Origin of the sequence: Anaerostipes butyraticus, assembly GCF_016586355.1 — a bacterium.
Taxonomy (GTDB): domain Bacteria; phylum Bacillota; class Clostridia; order Lachnospirales; family Lachnospiraceae; genus Anaerostipes; species Anaerostipes butyraticus.
The window spans coordinates 41,088-59,957 of the sequence record NZ_BLYI01000023.1 but is presented as its reverse complement, the minus strand read 5'-3'; the positions used below and the strand labels follow the sequence as shown (position 1 = coordinate 59,957).

At 43.7% G+C, this 18,870-nt stretch carries 19 protein-coding genes; 2 read left to right on the top strand and 17 right to left on the bottom strand.

Going from position 1 to position 18,870, the window contains the following annotated elements; genetic code table 11:
• Positions 1 to 90 precede the first annotated feature (90 nt).
• The gene (locus JMF81_RS04070; protein WP_243282532.1) at positions 91 to 783 is read left to right on the top strand and encodes a sensor histidine kinase; all 693 of its coding nucleotides are present in this window, start codon (positions 91 to 93) and stop codon (positions 781 to 783) included.
• Here the strand turns inward: JMF81_RS04070 and JMF81_RS04065 are convergent.
• The 15 genes from JMF81_RS04065 to JMF81_RS03995 all read right to left on the bottom strand — a co-directional run bounded on the left by JMF81_RS04065 (position 734) and on the right by JMF81_RS03995 (position 15,182).
• Positions 734 to 1,660 (bottom strand): rhomboid family intramembrane serine protease, encoded by a 927-nt coding sequence (locus JMF81_RS04065; RefSeq protein WP_201310189.1) that lies wholly within the window; start codon positions 1,658 to 1,660, stop codon positions 734 to 736. The genes JMF81_RS04070 and JMF81_RS04065 overlap by 50 nt on opposite strands.
• 50 nt (positions 1,661 to 1,710) lie before the next feature.
• Positions 1,711 to 2,880, bottom strand: a complete 1,170-nt coding sequence (locus tag JMF81_RS04060; protein ID WP_201310188.1) for a DUF6382 domain-containing protein — start codon at positions 2,878 to 2,880, stop codon at positions 1,711 to 1,713.
• Positions 2,861 to 3,382: a hypothetical protein gene (locus tag JMF81_RS04055; RefSeq protein WP_201310187.1), complete on the bottom strand. Its 522-nt coding sequence runs from the start codon at positions 3,380 to 3,382 to the stop codon at positions 2,861 to 2,863. Before JMF81_RS04055 ends, JMF81_RS04060 begins: the two co-directional genes overlap by 20 nt.
• Positions 3,349 to 4,206, bottom strand: coding sequence for a pilus assembly protein (locus JMF81_RS04050; RefSeq protein WP_201310186.1), 858 nt, complete (start codon positions 4,204 to 4,206; stop codon positions 3,349 to 3,351). The genes JMF81_RS04055 and JMF81_RS04050 overlap by 34 nt, the downstream gene beginning before the upstream one ends.
• Positions 4,207 to 4,233: 27 nt before the next feature.
• Positions 4,234 to 5,703, bottom strand: a complete 1,470-nt coding sequence (locus JMF81_RS04045) for a DUF5702 domain-containing protein (protein ID WP_201310185.1) — start codon at positions 5,701 to 5,703, stop codon at positions 4,234 to 4,236.
• On the bottom strand, positions 5,700 to 5,861 hold the full coding sequence (locus JMF81_RS04040; RefSeq protein WP_201310184.1) for a Flp1 family type IVb pilin: 162 nt from the start codon (positions 5,859 to 5,861) through the stop codon (positions 5,700 to 5,702). The genes JMF81_RS04045 and JMF81_RS04040 overlap by 4 nt, the downstream gene beginning before the upstream one ends.
• A 14-nt stretch (positions 5,862 to 5,875) precedes the next feature.
• On the bottom strand, positions 5,876 to 7,192 hold the full coding sequence (locus JMF81_RS04035) for a type II secretion system F family protein (protein ID WP_201310183.1): 1,317 nt from the start codon (positions 7,190 to 7,192) through the stop codon (positions 5,876 to 5,878).
• The gene (locus JMF81_RS04030; RefSeq protein ID WP_201310182.1) at positions 7,182 to 7,946 is read right to left on the bottom strand and encodes a type II secretion system F family protein; all 765 of its coding nucleotides are present in this window, start codon (positions 7,944 to 7,946) and stop codon (positions 7,182 to 7,184) included. Before JMF81_RS04030 ends, JMF81_RS04035 begins: the two co-directional genes overlap by 11 nt.
• A complete protein-coding gene (locus tag JMF81_RS04025; RefSeq protein WP_201310181.1) occupies positions 7,885 to 9,117 on the bottom strand; it encodes a CpaF family protein in 1,233 nt (410 codons plus the stop codon). Before JMF81_RS04025 ends, JMF81_RS04030 begins: the two co-directional genes overlap by 62 nt.
• A complete protein-coding gene (locus tag JMF81_RS04020; protein WP_201310180.1) occupies positions 9,114 to 9,941 on the bottom strand; it encodes a hypothetical protein in 828 nt (275 codons plus the stop codon). Before JMF81_RS04020 ends, JMF81_RS04025 begins: the two co-directional genes overlap by 4 nt.
• Positions 9,938 to 10,432, bottom strand: coding sequence for an A24 family peptidase (locus tag JMF81_RS04015; RefSeq protein WP_201310179.1), 495 nt, complete (start codon positions 10,430 to 10,432; stop codon positions 9,938 to 9,940). Before JMF81_RS04015 ends, JMF81_RS04020 begins: the two co-directional genes overlap by 4 nt.
• 92 nt (positions 10,433 to 10,524) lie before the next feature.
• Entirely contained in the window at positions 10,525 to 10,794 is a 270-nt protein-coding gene (locus tag JMF81_RS04010) for a hypothetical protein (protein WP_201310178.1), read from the bottom strand.
• A gap of 63 nt (positions 10,795 to 10,857) precedes the next feature.
• Positions 10,858 to 11,715: a DUF1002 domain-containing protein gene (locus tag JMF81_RS04005; protein ID WP_201310177.1), complete on the bottom strand. Its 858-nt coding sequence runs from the start codon at positions 11,713 to 11,715 to the stop codon at positions 10,858 to 10,860.
• Positions 11,696 to 14,347: a YfhO family protein gene (locus JMF81_RS04000; RefSeq protein ID WP_201310176.1), complete on the bottom strand. Its 2,652-nt coding sequence runs from the start codon at positions 14,345 to 14,347 to the stop codon at positions 11,696 to 11,698. Before JMF81_RS04000 ends, JMF81_RS04005 begins: the two co-directional genes overlap by 20 nt.
• Positions 14,348 to 14,465: 118 nt before the next feature.
• On the bottom strand, positions 14,466 to 15,182 hold the full coding sequence (locus tag JMF81_RS03995) for a glycosyltransferase family 2 protein (protein ID WP_201310175.1): 717 nt from the start codon (positions 15,180 to 15,182) through the stop codon (positions 14,466 to 14,468).
• A 255-nt stretch (positions 15,183 to 15,437) separates the two neighbouring features.
• Between JMF81_RS03995 and gdhA the strand changes: the two genes are divergently transcribed.
• Positions 15,438 to 16,772 (top strand): NADP-specific glutamate dehydrogenase, encoded by a 1,335-nt coding sequence (gdhA, locus tag JMF81_RS03990; RefSeq protein ID WP_201310174.1) that lies wholly within the window; start codon positions 15,438 to 15,440, stop codon positions 16,770 to 16,772.
• A 77-nt stretch (positions 16,773 to 16,849) separates the two neighbouring features.
• Here the strand turns inward: gdhA and JMF81_RS03985 are convergent, their stop codons facing one another.
• On the bottom strand, positions 16,850 to 17,467 hold the full coding sequence (locus JMF81_RS03985; RefSeq protein ID WP_201310173.1) for a V-type ATP synthase subunit D: 618 nt from the start codon (positions 17,465 to 17,467) through the stop codon (positions 16,850 to 16,852).
• Between the two features lie 15 nt (positions 17,468 to 17,482).
• Positions 17,483 to 18,865 (bottom strand): V-type ATP synthase subunit B, encoded by a 1,383-nt coding sequence (locus tag JMF81_RS03980; protein ID WP_201310172.1) that lies wholly within the window; start codon positions 18,863 to 18,865, stop codon positions 17,483 to 17,485.
• Positions 18,866 to 18,870 lie beyond the last annotated feature (5 nt).

Here is an 18,870-nt window from a genome sequence, read left to right as displayed (position 1 = left end):
AAACCATCGAACTTTTACCCACTGTTTTCATTGAAAGTGATTTTTAATTTCTTCATAATAAAAACAGAAAGAAAAAACAGGAGAATGAAAATGATGAACAAATCTTATGAACTTGCTGCATTTTCACATGAGATAAAGAACAGTCTGACCCTGATCTACGGCCAGCTGCAGTACATAGAGAACGAAAATATCACATTAAAGAAAGACGAGCACTGGCTGAAGATGAAGGAGGACTTTGCTTCGCTGTTTGAAATGATCCGGCAGACTCTCAGGCCTTCTGACACCACATCCGCTGCCATGGAACCTCTGGACCTGGTTGACCTGTTCCACGAGATCCAGTCATCCTGGTCTTATCAGATGGACCGTGAACACATTCACTTCCGCCTCCAGACCGACTCGCCAGGTCCGTATTATGTGTACGGAGCCAAGGCAAAACTGCTCCAGATGTTTCATAATCTGGTGTCCAACGCGGTAAAAGCAATCAAACGAAAAAAAGGCGCCAGTCAGGCGCCAAATATTACAGTTACCCTGAGCCGGGAACAAGGGCACATCGTATTGAATTTATCCGATACCGGCATCGGCATGACCAGGGAACAGCAGGCACGGGCTTTCTACCGGGGTGTTTCCTTTATCCCAAAAGGAAACGGGATCGGCCTGTCGGTCGTTCACGAGATTGCCGAAGAACTTCATATCAAAATCCATATGGATTCTGCCCTCAATCACGGAACTACATTTACCCTTGTTTTCCCGTCCACAGAACGTGTAGAAGCACTGCCAGTATAAATCCGCTGACACATCCTCCGATATGAGCGGCGTTGTCAGTTCCCACACTCTGAAATCCGTGAAATAAACTTCCAAATACGACAAACGCCAGCCATCTTCCATCAATCCTCCGGATTCTCTCTCTTTGGAAAATGAGGAGCGCGATCAGACCGCCGATAATGCCGTAAATCGCTCCGGAGGCTCCCGCGCTCCAGGCGATTTCTCCAGCCGCCTCATAATAAAATGCGGAAATCAGTGATCCCAGAATCCCGGAACCGGTATATAAAAGGAAATAAGACAGGCTGCCCATGATCCTCTCCAGGAACGTTCCAAGAATGATCAGAGTTACCATGTTTCCATAAAAATGATCCCAACCAAAATGCAGATAATTGGACGTAAGAAGCCGGTAAAACTGGTGATCATAAAGCACCAGATCCGGCCGGCTGGCGCCCATATAGTAAACAATGTCCCCATATACTTCTGACAAAATAAACAGAATCAGATTCACCGCAAAAATTAAAATTGTTGCCTTATAAGTTCCAGCCGCCCATGTCCGCTTTTCTTTTTCCGGCTGTATTTTCCTGCTGCTCTGAAGGACAGCGGAAACCGGCCCGTAAAGCTCGTCAAACTGATGTTCCGGATCCAGAAATACATGATTTCCATGCTCCGACAATAAAATAACCATGACCGGCGTCTGATCTCCGAGCATCCGTTTTCCTTCGCGTATCATATCTTCTATTTCTTCCTGAGTCACCCTGCTTCCATCCGGATTTTCATCATATGATACAAAAACGCCTTTGCTGCTCTTTCCTATGGTTTTTACATAAACCGGACCAGCCGCCGTTTCATTTTTTATATATCCATGGATCCGCAGCAGTTCTATGATTTTCTGATACATTCTGCACTCTCCCATTCTGATTCAATATTTTGCTTATTGTACCACATTTATCAGAATGTCCCAACTGCCTCTTCATAGCAAAACTCCTCTCTTGCAATGACAACAACATCTCCATGGTTCAGTTTTTGTCTCTGAATTCTTTTTCCATTCACTTTCGTACCATTGGTAGAGTTCAGGTCTTCTGCCCATACTTCCCCCTCTTCTTCCCAAAACCGGACATGCCTCCTGCTGACTCCCACCTCTTTTAACTGATAATCGGTCCCTCTTTCCTGACTGCCTATAACAAACTCTTTTCCTGTCAGCTCAATCCGCTCATCCTGATCTGTCTTTCTTAAATATCCCATGGGCAGTTCCAGCAAAAGAACCGTTTTCTGATCATCTTCTGTCAGCTTTCTCGTAAACTCTGTCTCTTCCTCTTCCATCTCTTCTTCTGAATTTTCTTCCTTAAAGATCTTAAGCAGACAGACAGCATCCACTCCAAATCCCAAAACAGCTCCGAGAAACCCCAGAACAAACTTGTAATACAGACCATAGACCATCAGCTTTACAGTGAAAAAAGCAGCGATTCCAATGCATAAAAAAGACAGAATTACCAAAATGATTTCTTTCACCAGAACTGTCCTGTTCTTTCCATCCACAGGTTCTGATTTCTCTTTGTATCTTTCCTCAGCAGCAGGCTGCTGTTCCGTTATCTTCTTCTCTTCCGGTTTCGGCTTTAAAAATTCTTTAATCTGACGGATGTTTGGCTTTTCTTTCGCAAGATAGCTGTGAAGTTCATAGTAAATCCTTGTTTTTTTCCGGTCATTATATGAGATCTTCTCCATGCATTCTTCCAGAAACTCCTGGATCTGGTCGTAGATATTTTTTTCCTGTTCCGGGAGATAGCAAAATACCGGATGGCATTCATCTCTCAGGAAGATCAGCCCCTCTTCAATCTTAAGATGATCCAGATTCAGAAGATAGGATTCTATTTCCTCCAGCGAACAGAAAAATTCATAGAAGAAAGCTGCCGGATCTATCTGATTGATCTTTTTCATAAACGGAAGATACATTCCTGTTTCAAAATAGTAGTACTCCTCCTCATCTTCCATACGAAACTCACACGGCAGGAGACATTCCAGCGAATGCTGCAGAAGAATCTTTTTCTCGTAAGTAATATCCGCCTGTTTTTTTACCGTATAATAATTGGAAAATCCTTCTCTAATCCATTGTTCCTTCAATGACACTCCATCCCCTTACTTTCTCCATTTCTTCCAGATATGATGCCTCGTATGTTCCCTTATGCTGAAATACTCTGATACCGAACATTTCCAAAAACGAAGCTCCCGGCACCGAAAACGATGTCTCAACCTGAACCTTGATCTGAGTCATTCCGCTGCTGACGCTGATATCTGATATCCGCCCAAGAAACAGATGGGCAGACAATTCTTGTTTCAGTTCTTTTTTTACTTCCCCGGCAGCGGTTTCTTTCCCCGGAAACATTTCCGTATACAAATTTCTCTGATTCAGCCTGGCATAGGATATCTCGCCGGTATCATAATCTCCTCCTTGAAATGTATCCGTCCCTTTCGCTGATATTTCTTCCATCGTCCCCTGAACCACTCCGCAGTTCATAAAATAGCATACATAACCCATCAGCAGAAGGAGGGCAAAAAGAACCATCGGAAGGATCAGACTCATTTCTACTGTTATGTATCCTCCTGTTTTTTGCATCGCTGACATGGTTTTACTCCTTTCAATGTGCTTTTATCCACCTGCTGTACCGTTCTTTTTAATCCGCTGCAGGAAAGATCCGTATGATACGCCTCCCCTTCTTTCGCCACATAAAGACAGACAATCTCTCCATCATGGTACTTTGTACACTTTTCACATTCCTTATATGCTGTCTTTCCCTCCAGATATTTTTCAACTTCATCATCCACTGAAATATCCAGTGCCAGATGTGTACAGTTCAAATCTGTGTGGTACACACTTTCATGCGGGGTGATATATACCATGCCTTCCGATCTTTCATCACCATCCGGAACATAACCTGTCATAGCTTTCTGTCGTATTTTCTGCGTATAAACACCTGTAATTTCCGGCAGAAAAGGATACTCTTTCCGTATGGTATAAGTCAGCTGCGCTTCGTATTCTTCCTTCGCATTTTTTGTAAGCCGGATTGATGCCGCTGCTTTTTTGCTTCCGCCAAGGAGTCCGCTTCTGTCCAGAAACTGCCGGTCTACCGAAGATAAAAACACGGCTCCTGCGCTGATTCCTGATAAAATTTTTCCTCCCTTTCCTGCTCTGCCGGCTGCGTATTCTGCTGTCGCTGCCTGACAGGCTGCTTCTTTTAAACCATGGGCAATCTGACCATGAATCATTAGAAATTCTCCCGCTGATGCCAGCAGCAGCAAAACAATCAGAAACAATGGAAGAATCAGACTTGCTTCTACCGTTGCTGCACCATCTTTAGAGGCAGAGAAAGATGTCCTCTTGAGGTTTCTGGCTTCTTTTTTATCATTTTGGGCTGCCTTCTCTGAGAAATATTTTTGACAAGAGAACATCTTTCTCCACCTCCTTTCTCATGTCCATTAATACGATACTGTACGCTGGAATTTCCAGCTGAAAAAGCTTCCAAACGGAAGTGTCATCCCGCCAAATCTCAAATGCTTTATTCTAAGATTGGTTGTAACCTGACAGGATACCAGACACCGGTCTATCTTAAATCCACTTTCTTCTCTGCGTATATTATCTTCGATCAGATCCATCATCCGAAAATATTTCTGCTGTTTATCCTTTTGTGCGGCAAGCAGCAGCCCAAGGTAGTCTTCATAGGACAGCCCCTGCTCTGCCGGTTTTCTTTTGCAGTTCAGTCCTGCCAGTCCCGCAAAAGACAGCTGCCAGCTGGAAGCATTCTTTACCAGAGGTACTTTCTCCCCTTCCGCCAGATTCCTTACGTCTATCACAGATTCTCCATAAGCGAGCGCCAGCAAAAGCAGATGTTTTGCCACCGCCACCAGCGGCGGGATTCCCGTAATGCCAAGAACTGATGCCGCAATCAGTCCCGCCTCTTCCTTCTTAGCCGGATCCTGATAAACACAGACCGCATTTACCGGAAATCTTAGTCCGATCATTTTCCAGAAAACTGATCCCAGATTTTCTTTTTCTGAATCTTTTCCCGAAATCAGATATTCCACTTCATACTGAATTCCTTTCTTTTCCTCTTTCGATGTCAGATTCCTGAAATAACGGAGACTGTACAAAACAGCCGGGAGTTCATCCGTGATGCCTGTCCCTGAAGTCATTTTTTCTGTTTCCTCCAGCTGCTGTTCCATCTTTCCTTTTTTCATAAAATTCCATGCCGTTTCCTTTGAGGTATCCTTTTCCCCATATTGTATCGGTACCTTTCCGGAAGATACCTTCTGCTTTCCCATAACCAGCGGGACAGAGCCTTCCCTGAGCAGTTCCATAAATCCTTTTCTGGGATCTTCTTCTCTTTGTGCCTGCGCTGTTTCATCTTTCTCCTCCTTTTTTTCCTTTTCCTCTGCTTCTTCTTTCTCCTGTGCTTCTTTTTCATCCTGATCCATCTGATCCCGAATACTTCCTATTTCTTTTCCCGCTTCTCTGGTACGGCTCCACCGGTCTTTCCAGGAAGATAAAAGGTCTGCCGGCATTTCATATTTCATCAGTTCCCTGATCTGATACTTTAATGCTTCTCCGCCCTGATCTGCCAGATATACTTTTTTCGACAGTATCGTATTTCCAACTGCATAATGAAAAGAATCCTGACTTTCTTCCAGGCTGTTTTTTATTTTCCCGCTGATATCTTCTTCCGCTTTTGTTTCGTATCTGGGATCCATGGCAAAAATATGATATTTCTCTTCCAGTTCCTTCTGATAATTTCCTCTGACATGGGAAAGCCCGGCCATACAGGCTCCCATGGCTTTCCCGCGTCCGATATACAGATAAATTCCTTCCGTGCACATACTGATCAGAAGAAGAAATACAAGGAATACTGCAGCCAGAAATATCGTAATGCTGCCTCTCTCATCCTTTATCATTTCACCTGTCCTGTTTTCGATGTGATCGTCTTAAAAATATTGTTAACGACTGTCTTGATCTGCGTCTGGAAAATAATAACGAGACCGATCAGAACAACTATGATAAGAATCACCTCTACAACTCCCATGCCGGATTCATCCGTTAAAAATCTTTTCATCTCCTGCTCCTCCTTTATGTAAATGTTGCCAGCGCCGGAAACATAAGCAGCGCCAGAATCACAACCAGCATAATGATCATTGGTGCCAGCAGTTTTGTACTCGCCTCCTCTCCCTTCCGTTTTGCCTGCTCTTTCCTCTCAAAAAATGCCTGTTCTTCCTCTGACTTCAGCTGCACAAACAATTCATCCGATCCTCTCGTAATATTCTGAATTAAAATCGCAGAAAGTTTGCGGTATGGCTCCAGGCGCACCTGACTTCCTATGTTTTGAAACACTTCTTCCTGAGCTGCTCCAAGCTGCAGCTGGCGGCACGACTTTCCAATCACCTCATATACAAACATTTCTTTTTTCCTGCTTTTATATTCCCGGTATATCTCCTCCATTGCAGCCGGAATGCTCATCCCGGTTTCAAGAAACAGCACCAGCCGCTGTATGATTGCCGAATATTCCTTTTTCGAATCCTCTTCTGCCATCTTCTGCTTTTTTCTGCAGGATTCTTTTTCTTTATTCCAGAAAAATACTATGGTACACACTCCGAAAAAAATCCACGCACCAATATTTTTTCTACTGTTTTCCCTAAATATCTTTCCCTCTGCCAGTTCTCTCGGAATCGAAAATGTCTCTCTGAAAAGATTCTCTTCTTCCAGCTTTTTTAGCGCTTCGATCACGGTCTGCCTCTGCGTTTTTTTCTGTCCCGCTTTTCCAGGGACCACGCACACCGGAAATGTAAAAATTTCTGTTTTACTCTGACAGCTGGCTTCTGCTTTCAGGGAAACGATCACCGGCTTTTTTACATTTTTCGAAAACACATTTCCTTCCTCATCTACAACTGCAGGATCCTCACTTTCCCATCGGATCTGGATATTTTCTCCTGGTATCTTTTCCGGAAGAAACAACGATTTTTCCACATCGTGAATGGATTCATTCTCCCCTTTTATATTGTCATTTAAATATGTTTCTGCTCTTTGGAAAGCCTCACCGATCTCTTCCTCTCTGTATCCTCTGGGCCTGACTGTAAGATCATAAGAATCTCTCTTTCCATCCGCTTCAATTTCCAGCATCTCTTCTTTTACATCGTCTCCCCTTGGATTTCTTGTTATAACGATATCTCTGTCCTGCATCAGAACGTACAGTCCCATGATCAGAAGAAGGAAAAGGAAAATAACCGTAAAAATCAGAACCATTTTCAGCTGCCGGCAGAGACTTTCCTTTACCTTCTCTTCCAGCTGGCGCCTGCTGCCTGCAAAGTATCCGCTGACAGCCTCCCTGCGTTCTTCTTTTATGTGCTCCGGCAGACGTTCTGCCAGATGTTCGATCCAATTATATTTCAATCATAACCACCCTTTCTGCCCACCGTCCGGCCGCAATCAGCGCAGCCAGACAAACGGTTGAAAGCAGTATTCCGGGAACTGTATCATAGAGCACCTGGAAATACCCCGGATTTGTGATTCGTACATAAACGAGAATAAAGTAGGGCATGACAGACATCACTTTTTTCTCCATACGCTTTGCTGCAGTTACTGTCCGGATTTCTTCCTTAATCTGCAGCGACTGCCCCAGATGTTCTGCCGTCCGGCTGACTATCTCGATCAGATTGCCGCCGCTGCGCTTTACAATAGAGACGATCTCCGCAAACTGACGCAGTTCCTCCAGATCAATCCGGTCTGCCATCTGGAGCAGAAGCCGGTCTGCCTGAGAATTCACCTTGATGGTTTCTGTTAAAATTTCCAGTTCTCTGATCAGCCTGCCCGGTTCACTGCCTCCTGCCTCTTTCATATCCTGATAAGCTGCCTTTAAAGCATTCTCCAGAGAATATCCCACTGATAATCCATTGCTTACAAACTGCATCATCTCTCTGACATCTTTTCTCAGAGTTTCTCTTTCTTCCCACTTTCGTTTTTCTCTCTGCTGACGCATCCATGGCACCAGAAGCGGCCATATGAACATTACGATCCAGATACGGTCATAAAACAGCCAGCAGATCAGAATTCCAAGAACCGTTCCCTTTCCCAGTTCCTTTTTTTCATGTCTCCACTCCCTCAGTTCCATGGAACACTTTTCCCATAAGTTCCTCATATTTTTCATACTGTCCATACTCCTTTAATTTCCCTATATGCAGTATCTCCCCTGTCTTTTCCAGCCTTCCGTTTTCTTTTCTTTCAAAAATCGGATGAATCTGTATTTCCTGCCCGCGGATGCCGCTTACTTCTGCTATCTCCATCAGTTTTCTGGATCCATCCGGAAGCCGCCCCAGATGAAGAATCATATCAATGGCCGATGCCATCTGCCCGCGGATTGCCGCAATGGGCATGTCCACTCCCATTAATACCATGGTTTCAATTCTTCGGAGCATATCTCCTGTACTGTTGGCATGTCCGGTGGAAATGCTTCCGTCATGCCCTGTGTTCATCGCATTCAGCATGGACAGCGCTTCTTCTCCCCTCACTTCTCCTACGATGATCCTGTCCGGTCTGGATCTCAGCGCTGCCTTAATCAGATCTTTCATGTCAATCTGGTGTTCTCCTGCCGCATTGGCATTGCGCATCTCCAGGCGCACCAGATTCTCAATCCCATTCAGCTGAAGTTCCGCGGAGTCCTCGATGGTTATGATTCTTTCATCCTTCGGAATGCAGTTAGACAGGCCGTTCAGCAGCGTTGTTTTCCCGCTCCCTGTTCCTCCTGAAATAAAAATATTGTATCTGGCCCTGACCAGCATTTTTAAAAATTCTCCCACTTCTTTGGAAAAGGCATTTCTCTCGCACAGCCATTCCAGTGTCATGGGTTCTTTTGCAAATTTACGGATCGTCATAACAGCCCCATCCAGAGACACTGGCGGAAGTATGATATTCACTCTGGAACCATCCTCCAGCCTGGCATCTACGATGGGATGCATCTCATTAACCATGCGGTTTGCACTGGAAGCAATCTGCTGAACAACCTGGTAAAGTTTTTCCTCACTGGAAAACTTCTCCGGATAGCGGTACAGCCTGCCTCCTCTCTCAATAAATATATGCTCATAACCGTTGATCATAATCTCCGTCACTGCTTCATCTTCCAGCAGATCCTGAAGAAAATCCAGTTTCCGCAGGGCATAAAATACTTCCCTGGATAATTTGATCTTCTCTTCCAGAAGCATCGGTTTTTCTCTGGAAATCTCCAGAATCACCTCCTGGATAATCTCTTTTAATCTGCGGTCCGTAATGTCTCTCGTAAAATCCAGCCGCTCTATTACCCGATTCTTAATCTCTTCTTTCATAATCGGGAAACCACTTCCTTTATTGTTTCATTTCTACATATCACGACCTCTTCCATGCCGCTGCACCCCCAGATTCCATATCTTCGCATCTGCTTCAAAAATCCGGCATACAGATCTGTTTTCATTTCCTGTTCCGTCACAGGAAGATAGATCTTGTCCAGAATCCGGAAAAATTCAAGGCTGGGAACACACGCCGTTCCAATATCAATAACAAGTGCCGTTTCCTCTTTCCGAACCTGTTCTAAAAACCACAGACAGTCATCAATGGTCAGTTCCCTGTAATCAAGAAAACATCCGGCTCCTGCAAATCCTTTCGCTTCTCCCAGTTCTTCCTGATGACTTTCAAAGTATTCCATACAGTCGTCCCTTCTCTGACGGATCCGAAACAGCAGTTCATCTGTATTTTCTTCATTGGACGGAAATGGAAGATAGGGCTGCATTCCCAGATAGACCATGGGTCTTCTTCCGGCAAGTTCCAGGGCAAATTTTGTAGAAGACTGTCCTCCGAAAGGAGAATATACGCCGTATACAAGACATTCTTCTTTTTTTCTCACTCTCAGTCCTTCATAAATCTCCGACGCGATTACCGCTGCGCTGGCGCACTCTTCCCCCAGCCTGCAGACCGGTTCTCTGCCGTGATCCTCAATTCCTTCAGACAGTACAAGACTTTGAAATACCCCTTCTTCTTCTTTCTTCCAAAGAGCCTCTTCGTCTGCGAAAAACCAGGCAGTCATGGGAAACTCTTTTTGATGGTTCAGATATTCCATCAGTTTTCTCCCATATCTTGTGTCTTCGCAGCAGACTCCCACACATATTTCTTTCATAACAAACCTCCCACGATCTGTGTCAGATATGCCAAAAAGATTCCATATGTAAAATGCAGATACTTGGATTCATCATCCGGATTCTCATAAGATGTAATTTGTCCGTCTCTCAGACATCCGGAAAGATAATGACGCAGATAAGAAAATCTCAGACGAAAGCTTCGATGCTTCCATAAGACGCAGACGGCAATTACACCGTTCCACAAAAAAGATAAAATCAAAAAACGAATTACTGCAGCTCCCAGAGGTATACCACATACCATCAGAACTTTGATGTCGCCGCCTCCCAGAGCCCGCAGATAAAACAGTCCGATACAGCACATAAACGGAATCAGGACTCCCACTGCCATAACAGACCATTCCATTCCCTGCAATGCACAGATTATCACTGTGATCACAGCTCCTGCGGCATTGAGCCAGTTAGGGATTCGAAAATCCCGCCAGTCATATATCACGGCCAGGGTCAGATAAATTAGCATCCATAAAATCATATTCCCTCCTTTCTTGTTCCATTATTTTACAATATTTCCATTTTATTGTCTATAGTTTTCCTATATTTATTAAAAAAATACATTGTGCAGTATTATATAATCCATATCCCTGCCGCATATAACACGATAATGCCCGGAAGGCCAAGCAAAGCTCCCGTTCCAATAGATAAAAAATTCAGATCCACCGGCGCGCTGATTCCATTTCGTGAACAGACAATATGAATACCGTATACCAGTACAGAGCAAAAGAATCCCCGGATCAGTAAAATAAGCAGATAGGCTGGATTTTTATAAATCCCAAACATAACACACAGCGTGCATCCGATGGCCATTACATATAAAAGCATTTGATTCTGTTCCATAAAAAAATCCCTCCTTATGTAATCCTATGGTTACATAAAGAGGGATATGCGTTTTATCATAGATTATGAAAACAGATTTTTAAACCAGTTGACAACACCTTTAAACCAGTTCACGATCTTATCCAGAATTCCTTCTGCTCCGCCTAACTGATCGTAAATATCTTTTGCCTGTTCCCTTAACTGACTTACATTCAGATCCAGCCCGGAAATCTTATCCATCAGATCCTGTATCATCTTTCTGTCTTCATCGGACAGGTTGATATTCAGTTCTTTGGCAGATTCATCGATGGCATCTCCAATCTCCCCGGCAGATGTAAGATTATCTTCCGCTACTTTCTGCTTTACGTCCGCAATGATCTTCTCCGCATCTTCAGATCCAATATTCTCTGCCAGCTCTCCGGTTGTGATCAGCTCATCTGTAGCTGCGTCTTTGCTTTTTTCCGGAATCTCTTTTCCTGTCATTTCCTCATATGCTTTCATAACTCCAACCAGTGCCGCAGTTCCGGAAATCTTAAATGGTCCTGCCACCTTAACTTCCGCATTTTCAATTCCTGCCGTTACCAGCGCATTCCGATACATTCCGGAAGTACAGTATGTGATATTTTCAGTTGAAACATTCACCCCGCTTCCACTGCCCGTCTGTTCCACGGTGACAGAAGACAAAGCCCTGCTTCCAATCACGCTGTTAGACAGATACCCGTCCAGATACTCATGTTCTTCCTTATTTGTTACTTTGATCACCTGATAGTCACTCATGTCATCCACCCCCAGCAGATCCAGGACTTTTTTCTGCTCAGAGGCACTTAAGCTGGCTCCCAGCGCCAGATATTTCTGTGTACTGTCTGCCTTTGCATTCACGCAGGGAACTGCCATCATGGCACATAAACCCAGTGCTATTAACTTAGCAAATATTTTCTTCATAACCTGTTCCTCCTTTCCTCTCCTCCAGTGTATCATATTTTCCATGATAAAACTTTCTCAATTTCATTATTTTTTTCTTACGATTCTCCAGGATCGTAATCAGCACAAAGATCACAAAACCAGCACCGGTAAGAACCGCTCCTGCCGCAAAACCAGGAGACCGGTAAGTCAGCACAATCTCATGTTCCCCTTCTGAAACAGGGACCCCCAAAAACGCATCTCCGACTGCCTGGGCCTTGGTTTCTTTTCCATCAACCATAACCTTCCATCCTTCATCATACGGCATTGAGAAAAATACAATCCCATCTTCCTTCATTGTAATATTTCCCTCAACACGTGAACTTTCGTGCTTTGTCATTTTGAAAGACTGCGATTCCATCTCGCCGTATACATCAGACATCACTGATTCGTCCAGAGACGCCAGCGTAAGCCGCAGGATTCCTGTGGAGTCTGTCCCCTCTTCCAGCTGAATCCGGACTTTGGCTTCTTCTCCTTCTTCCATATGTCCAAGATACAGAATCTGACCATTTAAACGGCCGGACATAATCTGTTCTCCATTTCTTTCGATAACCGTATTTTCTGCCTGGCCGCAGTCAAAATGAAGATACATCTCTTCATCTTTTTCTGCCACGATGGTGAAAGTTACATTATCTGTCATGGCAGTCTCATTTTCGATCACATACTCACCCTGACCATTGTCTGAAACGATCCTGCAGTTGTTCAGTTCCGGCTGAGGCGTCTGCAGAAGATCAAACAGATCATCAATTCCATATGCCTGTTCCACCAGACTGTTCTGCACATAGAAAGGATTCAGACTGCCATAATCCCAGTTTTTGGTCACATCCGCAGACATTCCATAACCAATGGAGGTATCATATGGGTTTTCATAAACCGTCAGGTTTCCCACCGTATCCACCGGCTGGAATGCCGTCGGCCTGGAATCATATGGCCGGTAAATCTGATATCTCATAGAAAACAGATTATTGGTAAACGGCGTAGCTCCTTCATACAGGTATTCATTCACTCCGGTATAAAATCCCAGCTGATCCATAATATCCACCACACTGCCCTGAGCTGTCGATCCAAACAGTGTCATACAGTTTAATGTATGCCATATGCTTTCATCCAGCATCCTTCCGCTGGCCAGATCAATTCGGTTCTCGTCCTCTTTATCATATGTTTCCTTGATCGTTTGTATATCTTGTGTGTCCTGATAATAATCACTGACGTCAATGGTTCCGTTCTCTATAAAACCGGTTACAGTCATTGCCGTAATTTCTCCTGCAAATACTGTGCACAAAATTCCTGCCGCGATTTTTTTCCTCAGGATCTTCGTCTGGTATAACCCAAAAATCAAAAGATAGACTATACCTATTCCGGCAGTCCAGAGAATGGCTTTCTGCTCAATCTCTTTTTCCGCTGTATAGGCCGCTATCCCCGAAAGAATACACAATCCTGCAAAACTCAGATAAATCTTCCACACCTGTCCGCGTCCATTTTCCATAAAAACCCGGTAGCCGTCATACGCCATGGAAATAAGCAGAAAAATATAAAGAAACGCAAACCGGTTTGGAATTCCATACTGATTGTGGAATCCATGCCATATATATCCCAAAACAGGCATATTAAAACTCAAAAACAAAAAGGCCAGGAGGATCAGCTTCCTGATTCGGATGGATTTTCTGATCTGACCGGACAGCAGATAAAACAGAGCCATCAAAAGTGTCAGGATTCCACAGTACAGATTAATATCCGAATCATCTACCGACATGGTCAGAGGTGTTGTTCCAAGAAAATGCCGCGAAAATATATTGCCAAATGTTCCATACCACAAATCTTCCGGAAATTCCAGCTGAGCAGAAGAAGTCTTCATGATCCCGATGTAAGCCGGAACCAAAACAATGGCTGCCATAGCGGCTGACAATAATGAACACAGGGCAAACCGGATTCCATTTTTGAAAAACGCTTTCATTCCCGAATGTTCGTAAAACAAAAACCACAGCACCAAAAACAGGCATGTCATAAAAGACATATAGAAATTGCACCACAAAGATAAAAACAATGCTGCGCAGTAAGTTCTCCATCCTTTTCCCTGCATCATCTTGTCAAAACCATATAAAATAACCGGAAGAAGAATCATCACTTCCAGCCACATGATATTCCAGCTGTATCCTACAATATAGCTGCTGAATCCGTATGCCATTCCAAATACAATGATTGAAAATTCTTCTTTTCCTCTTCGTTTGTAAAAATAAAACGCTGCGGTAAAACAGCACAGAGCAATTTTAATGATCAACAAATGGCTCAGTACCATGTTCAGCATATCCTTGGGGAAAAATATGATAATAAGATTCAGCGGACTGGACAGATAGTAGGCCCACAGTCCCCAGAAATTATAACCCAGTCCGCCATGAAAAGAATAAAACAGGCTGTCAGCCGACTGAAGTTTTTCCTGATAATCCGCAAAGAACGGCAGATACTGATGAAGCGCATCTACGATCAAAAACGACTGAGTGCCAAAAGGCTGTACTTCCTGAAGCACTGCGATGATTTCCATGATCAGAAACGGAATCAGAAACGCTCCGATCAGATATTTATGATTTTTCAAGATATTCTTTATTTTTTCTGTCATATATTCAGCTCCTTTTTACTGTCAGCGCCTCACACATCATAACACAAGGCGGTATCACAAAATGATCGAATTATGACTTATATTAACACAAAACCCAAAAAAATATCTTGATATTTTATTAAGATTCTGCCTTCCACTGTCTTATTCTTTTCTTTATTTCCCGATACATAAACCATCTTTTTTTGATCATGGAACCAATGGTCCCATGGGTCAGTTCCGTCACATTCTCTCCATGCCTCCTGTACAAAAGCAGCGTTTTTTTCAAAAAGACCACTTTGCCCAGCCGCTCCGCCAGAAGACCGATCCACTGATCATGAATCCAGACTCTGCGCGGTATTGGAAGCACCTTTTTCAGTATCGTCCTCCGGATGGCCATACAGCATCCGATATAGGAATTCTTTTTCATATTTTTCCAGAATCCTGTTCCGCTTTCTCTCCATTGAAATGTAGTCTCTCCGGACGGCTTAAGACTGCCATCCACAATTTCCGCATTGTGAACCACACACATTACTTCCGGGTCCTGAAACGCCTTCAATACTTCTGCTGCTTTTTCTTCTTTCCATACATCATCCTGATCCGCTATAAAGATAATCTCTCCTCTGCAGTGTTTCAGCGCATTCTGAAAATTAGGAACCACACCTTTCCCTGGTCCCCTGATCAAACGGATCCTCGGATCCATCTGCCTGTATTCTTTCAGGATTTGATCCGATCCATCGCTGGCATCATCTATTGAGATGATCAGTTCATCTTCCTCTTCAAGATTTTTTAATATAGATTCTATCTGTGCCTCTATATATGTTTTCCCATTATAAAAAGCCATTGCGACTGATATCATACTTCGTTCTCCTTTTAATTTTCTATGGTAATACGCTAAAGTATTGAACAAAAAACTATTGTCATATTATAACATATCTTATATAATATGACTAAGACAAAGACGTCCCAAAGGCGCCTCAGCGCCTTTTTTCGTCTTTTCTTAAACGTATTTTAAGCCATACTTTCAAACATATCTCTTCATAAGATAGCTTTAAAGTGTCGGCTTAGACTACACTTATATTATACACATCGATGGACATAAGGAGGAAATAAAATGTCATACGTAGATCAAGTCATCGAAGAAGTGATTGCAAAAAACCCTGCAGAACCTGAATTCCATCAGGCAGTCAGAGAAGTATTGGAATCATTAAGAGTCGTTGTGGAAGCCAACGAAGAACAGTATAAGAAAGATGCTCTTCTGGAGCGTCTGGTAAATCCGGAACGTCAGTTCAAATTCCGTGTTCCTTGGGTTGACGACAATGGCCAGGTACATGTCAACACAGGATACCGCGTTCAGTTCAACAGCGCAATCGGACCTTACAAAGGCGGATTAAGACTTCACCCATCTGTAAACCTTGGAATCATCAAGTTCCTCGGATTTGAACAGATCTTTAAAAACTCCCTGACAGGACTTCCAATCGGCGGAGGAAAAGGTGGATCTGACTTCGATCCAAAAGGAAAATCTGACCGTGAGATCATGGCATTCTGCCAGAGCTTCATGACAGAACTCTGCAAATATATCGGAGCTGATACTGATGTTCCTGCCGGTGATATCGGAACAGGCGCAAGAGAGATCGGTTACATGTTCGGACAGTATAAGAGAATCCGCGGACTCTATGAAGGAGTTCTGACAGGTAAAGGATTATCTTACGGCGGATCTCTTGTTCGTACAGAAGCAACAGGATACGGACTTCTCTACTTAACAGATGAGATGTTAAAATGCAACGGCAAGAGCTTAGAAGGAGCTACTGTTGTCGTATCCGGAGCTGGAAACGTAGCAATCTACGCTACAGAAAAAGCTCAGCAGTTAGGAGCAAAAGTTGTTACATGCTCTGACTCTACAGGATGGATTTATGACAAAGACGGTATCGACGTTGCTCTTCTGAAAGAAGTAAAAGAAGTAAAACGTGCCCGTCTGACAGAATACGCTGCAGCTCGTCCAAGCGCAGAATACCATGAAGGAAAAGGCGTATGGACTATTCCTTGTGATGTTGCTCTTCCTTGCGCTACTCAGAACGAACTTGACTTAGATGACGCTAAGACACTGGTAGCAAACGGATGCTTCGCAGTTGCAGAAGGAGCCAACATGCCTACTACAATGGAAGCTACAGAATACTTACAGGAAAACGGCGTTCTGTTTGCTCCTGGTAAAGCTGCTAACGCTGGCGGTGTTGCAACATCTGCTCTTGAAATGTCTCAGAACAGCGAAAGATTAAGCTGGACATTTGAAGAAGTTGACAGCAAATTAAAGAACATCATGGTTAACATCTTCCATAACTTAGATGACGCCGCAAAACGTTACGGAATGGAAGGAAACTATGTTGCAGGAGCTAACATTGCAGGTTTCGAAAAAGTCGTAGATGCAATGAACGCTCAGGGAATCGTATAGATCATTTCCTAAAACGGACATTAAAAAGGACGAATCATCTGGATTCGTCCTTTTTTATAAATTCTGATTTCTTCCGGTCATTTCTGCTTCATACGTTTGATGACTTTCAGCCTTGTAAATTCTTCTCTTTCTTTCTCTTCCAGTTCGTTGGAAATCTTATAAACCAGGGCACTGTAAGTCGGTATCGTAATATTCTTCAATGCATTTGCTCTCTTCTGCGTCTTCTTGATGCTTGTCGCCAGACGATAAGCGGAATTTTCCACCATGGAAAGTTTGATCGTCAGATCTTTTACCTGGCGGAATGCCTCTCTGGCAATATCAATGGATTCATAGGTATCACTCAGAGAATAAGTCAGGCTGTTTTCCTGTGCGTCATATTTCACATAAGGAATTTCTGTTCCCATAATGCTTCTTGTCTGAATCCGTATGGAATCTTCAATCGGAACCGTAAACGCAAGCTCCTCTACTTTGCTGATTCCATGTTCAATATTCGCATGCTGAAGACAGGCATAAGCTCTCGTAAACGTCGTATCGATCTGCTCCTGAATATCCTTCGCTTCATCGATCAGATCCATCAGTTCACGAATCAGGATATTTCTTTTCTTATCCATCAGATCATAGCCCTGTTTCGCCAGCGCCAGAGAGTTCTTTGCAAGAATTAAGTTTCCTTTCGTGGGAAATTCTCTTGGATCCATACAATTCCCCCTTTTCTATTCCTGCTCTTTTGGCAGATACTTCTCGATCAGTTTCGTATCAATACGATCCAGTTCTTCCTTCGGAAGAATCCGAAGCAGTTCCCAGCCAAGATCCAGGGTCTCCATCATAGTTCTGTTTTCTTCATGTCCCTGTCCGATATATCTCTTTTCAAATTCCTTTCCAAATTCCAGATATTTCTTATCAATCGGAGACAATTCATCCTCTCCGATGACAGAAGCCAGATTTCTTGCTTCTCCTACCTTAGCATAGGCAGAAAACAGCTGATTGGCCAGATCCTGATGATCCTCCCTCGTATATCCTTCTCCGATTCCGTCTTTCATCAAACGGGAAAGAGACGGAAGCACACTGATCGGAGGATAAATTGACTGGCCATGCAGGTCCCGGTCCAGGACAATCTGACCTTCTGTAATATATCCGGTCAGGTCTGGAATCGGATGGGTAATATCATCATTAGGCATCGTAAGGATCGGCAGCTGTGTCACAGAACCTTCTGCCCCTTCAATGATTCCTGCACGTTCATATAAAGCCGCCAGTTCACTGTACAAATAACCAGGATATCCTTTTCTTGAAGGAATCTCTCCCTTGGAAGATGATACCTCCCTCATCGCTTCTGCAAAAGATGTCATGTCTGTCAAAATAACCAAAATATGCATGTTGCACTCAAATGCCAGATATTCTGCCGTGGTCAGGGCAACTTTCGGCGTGATCAGACGTTCCACCACCGGATCATTGGCAAGATTCAGAAACATGCAGACATGATCCGCAACTCCGCTTTCTTCAAACGTCTTCTGAAAGAAATTTGCCACATCATGCTTAACTCCCATGGCTCCAAAAACGATGGCAAAAGGTTCATCGGATCCATCTCCCAGAGAGGCCTGTTTTACGATCTGTGCCGCCAGCTGGTCGTGAGGAAGTCCGTCACCGGAAAAGATCGGCAGCTTCTGTCCGCGGATCAGCGTTGTCAGACCGTCAATTGCGGAAATACCTGTTCGGATATAGTTTCTCGGATATTTACGTTTTACCGGATTCATCGGCAGACCATTTACATCTCTCCGGATGTCAGAAACCAATGGGCCAAGACCATCGATCGGCTGTCCAATTCCATTAAATGTCCTTCCCAGCATATCCGGAGCCAGTGTGACTTCCATTGGCCGTCCGGTCAGTCTGGTTCTTGTATTGTTCAAAGACATATTCTCTGTGCCTTCGAATACCTGAATAATTGCCTTATCCTCAAACAGCTCAATGATTCTTCCGATTTTTTTGGTTTTCCTGTCTACTGTAAACTCAACAATCTCATCATAAAACGCATCCTGCACACCTTCGAGAACTACAAGAGGTCCGTTGATGCTGCTGAGTCCTAAATATTCTATTGCCATATCTT

What these genes read in the sequence shown, in the direction of transcription:
- JMF81_RS04015 (WP_201310179.1), bottom strand. Translation starts at nt 10,432, where the DNA reads ATGATTTTATGGATGCTAATTTATCTGACCCTGGCCGTGATATATGAC.
- JMF81_RS04025 (WP_201310181.1), bottom strand. Translation starts at nt 9,117, where the DNA reads ATGAAAGAAGAGATTAAGAATCGGGTAATAGAGCGGCTGGATTTTACG.
- JMF81_RS03995 (WP_201310175.1), bottom strand. Translation starts at nt 15,182, where the DNA reads ATGATATCAGTCGCAATGGCTTTTTATAATGGGAAAACATATATAGAG.
- JMF81_RS03980 (WP_201310172.1), bottom strand. Translation starts at nt 18,865, where the DNA reads ATGGCAATAGAATATTTAGGACTCAGCAGCATCAACGGACCTCTTGTA.
- JMF81_RS04000 (WP_201310176.1), bottom strand. Translation starts at nt 14,347, where the DNA reads ATGACAGAAAAAATAAAGAATATCTTGAAAAATCATAAATATCTGATC.
- JMF81_RS04010 (WP_201310178.1), bottom strand. Translation starts at nt 10,794, where the DNA reads ATGGAACAGAATCAAATGCTTTTATATGTAATGGCCATCGGATGCACG.
- JMF81_RS04040 (WP_201310184.1), bottom strand. Translation starts at nt 5,861, where the DNA reads ATGAAAAGATTTTTAACGGATGAATCCGGCATGGGAGTTGTAGAGGTG.
- JMF81_RS04020 (WP_201310180.1), bottom strand. Translation starts at nt 9,941, where the DNA reads ATGAAAGAAATATGTGTGGGAGTCTGCTGCGAAGACACAAGATATGGG.
- JMF81_RS04070 (WP_243282532.1), top strand. Translation starts at nt 91, where the DNA reads ATGATGAACAAATCTTATGAACTTGCTGCATTTTCACATGAGATAAAG.
- JMF81_RS04045 (WP_201310185.1), bottom strand. Translation starts at nt 5,703, where the DNA reads ATGATAAAGGATGAGAGAGGCAGCATTACGATATTTCTGGCTGCAGTA.
- JMF81_RS04065 (WP_201310189.1), bottom strand. Translation starts at nt 1,660, where the DNA reads ATGTATCAGAAAATCATAGAACTGCTGCGGATCCATGGATATATAAAA.
- JMF81_RS03985 (WP_201310173.1), bottom strand. Translation starts at nt 17,467, where the DNA reads ATGGATCCAAGAGAATTTCCCACGAAAGGAAACTTAATTCTTGCAAAG.
- gdhA (WP_201310174.1), top strand. Translation starts at nt 15,438, where the DNA reads ATGTCATACGTAGATCAAGTCATCGAAGAAGTGATTGCAAAAAACCCT.
- JMF81_RS04005 (WP_201310177.1), bottom strand. Translation starts at nt 11,715, where the DNA reads ATGAAGAAAATATTTGCTAAGTTAATAGCACTGGGTTTATGTGCCATG.
- JMF81_RS04055 (WP_201310187.1), bottom strand. Translation starts at nt 3,382, where the DNA reads ATGTCAGCGATGCAAAAAACAGGAGGATACATAACAGTAGAAATGAGT.
- JMF81_RS04030 (WP_201310182.1), bottom strand. Translation starts at nt 7,946, where the DNA reads ATGAAAAATATGAGGAACTTATGGGAAAAGTGTTCCATGGAACTGAGG.
- JMF81_RS04050 (WP_201310186.1), bottom strand. Translation starts at nt 4,206, where the DNA reads ATGTTCTCTTGTCAAAAATATTTCTCAGAGAAGGCAGCCCAAAATGAT.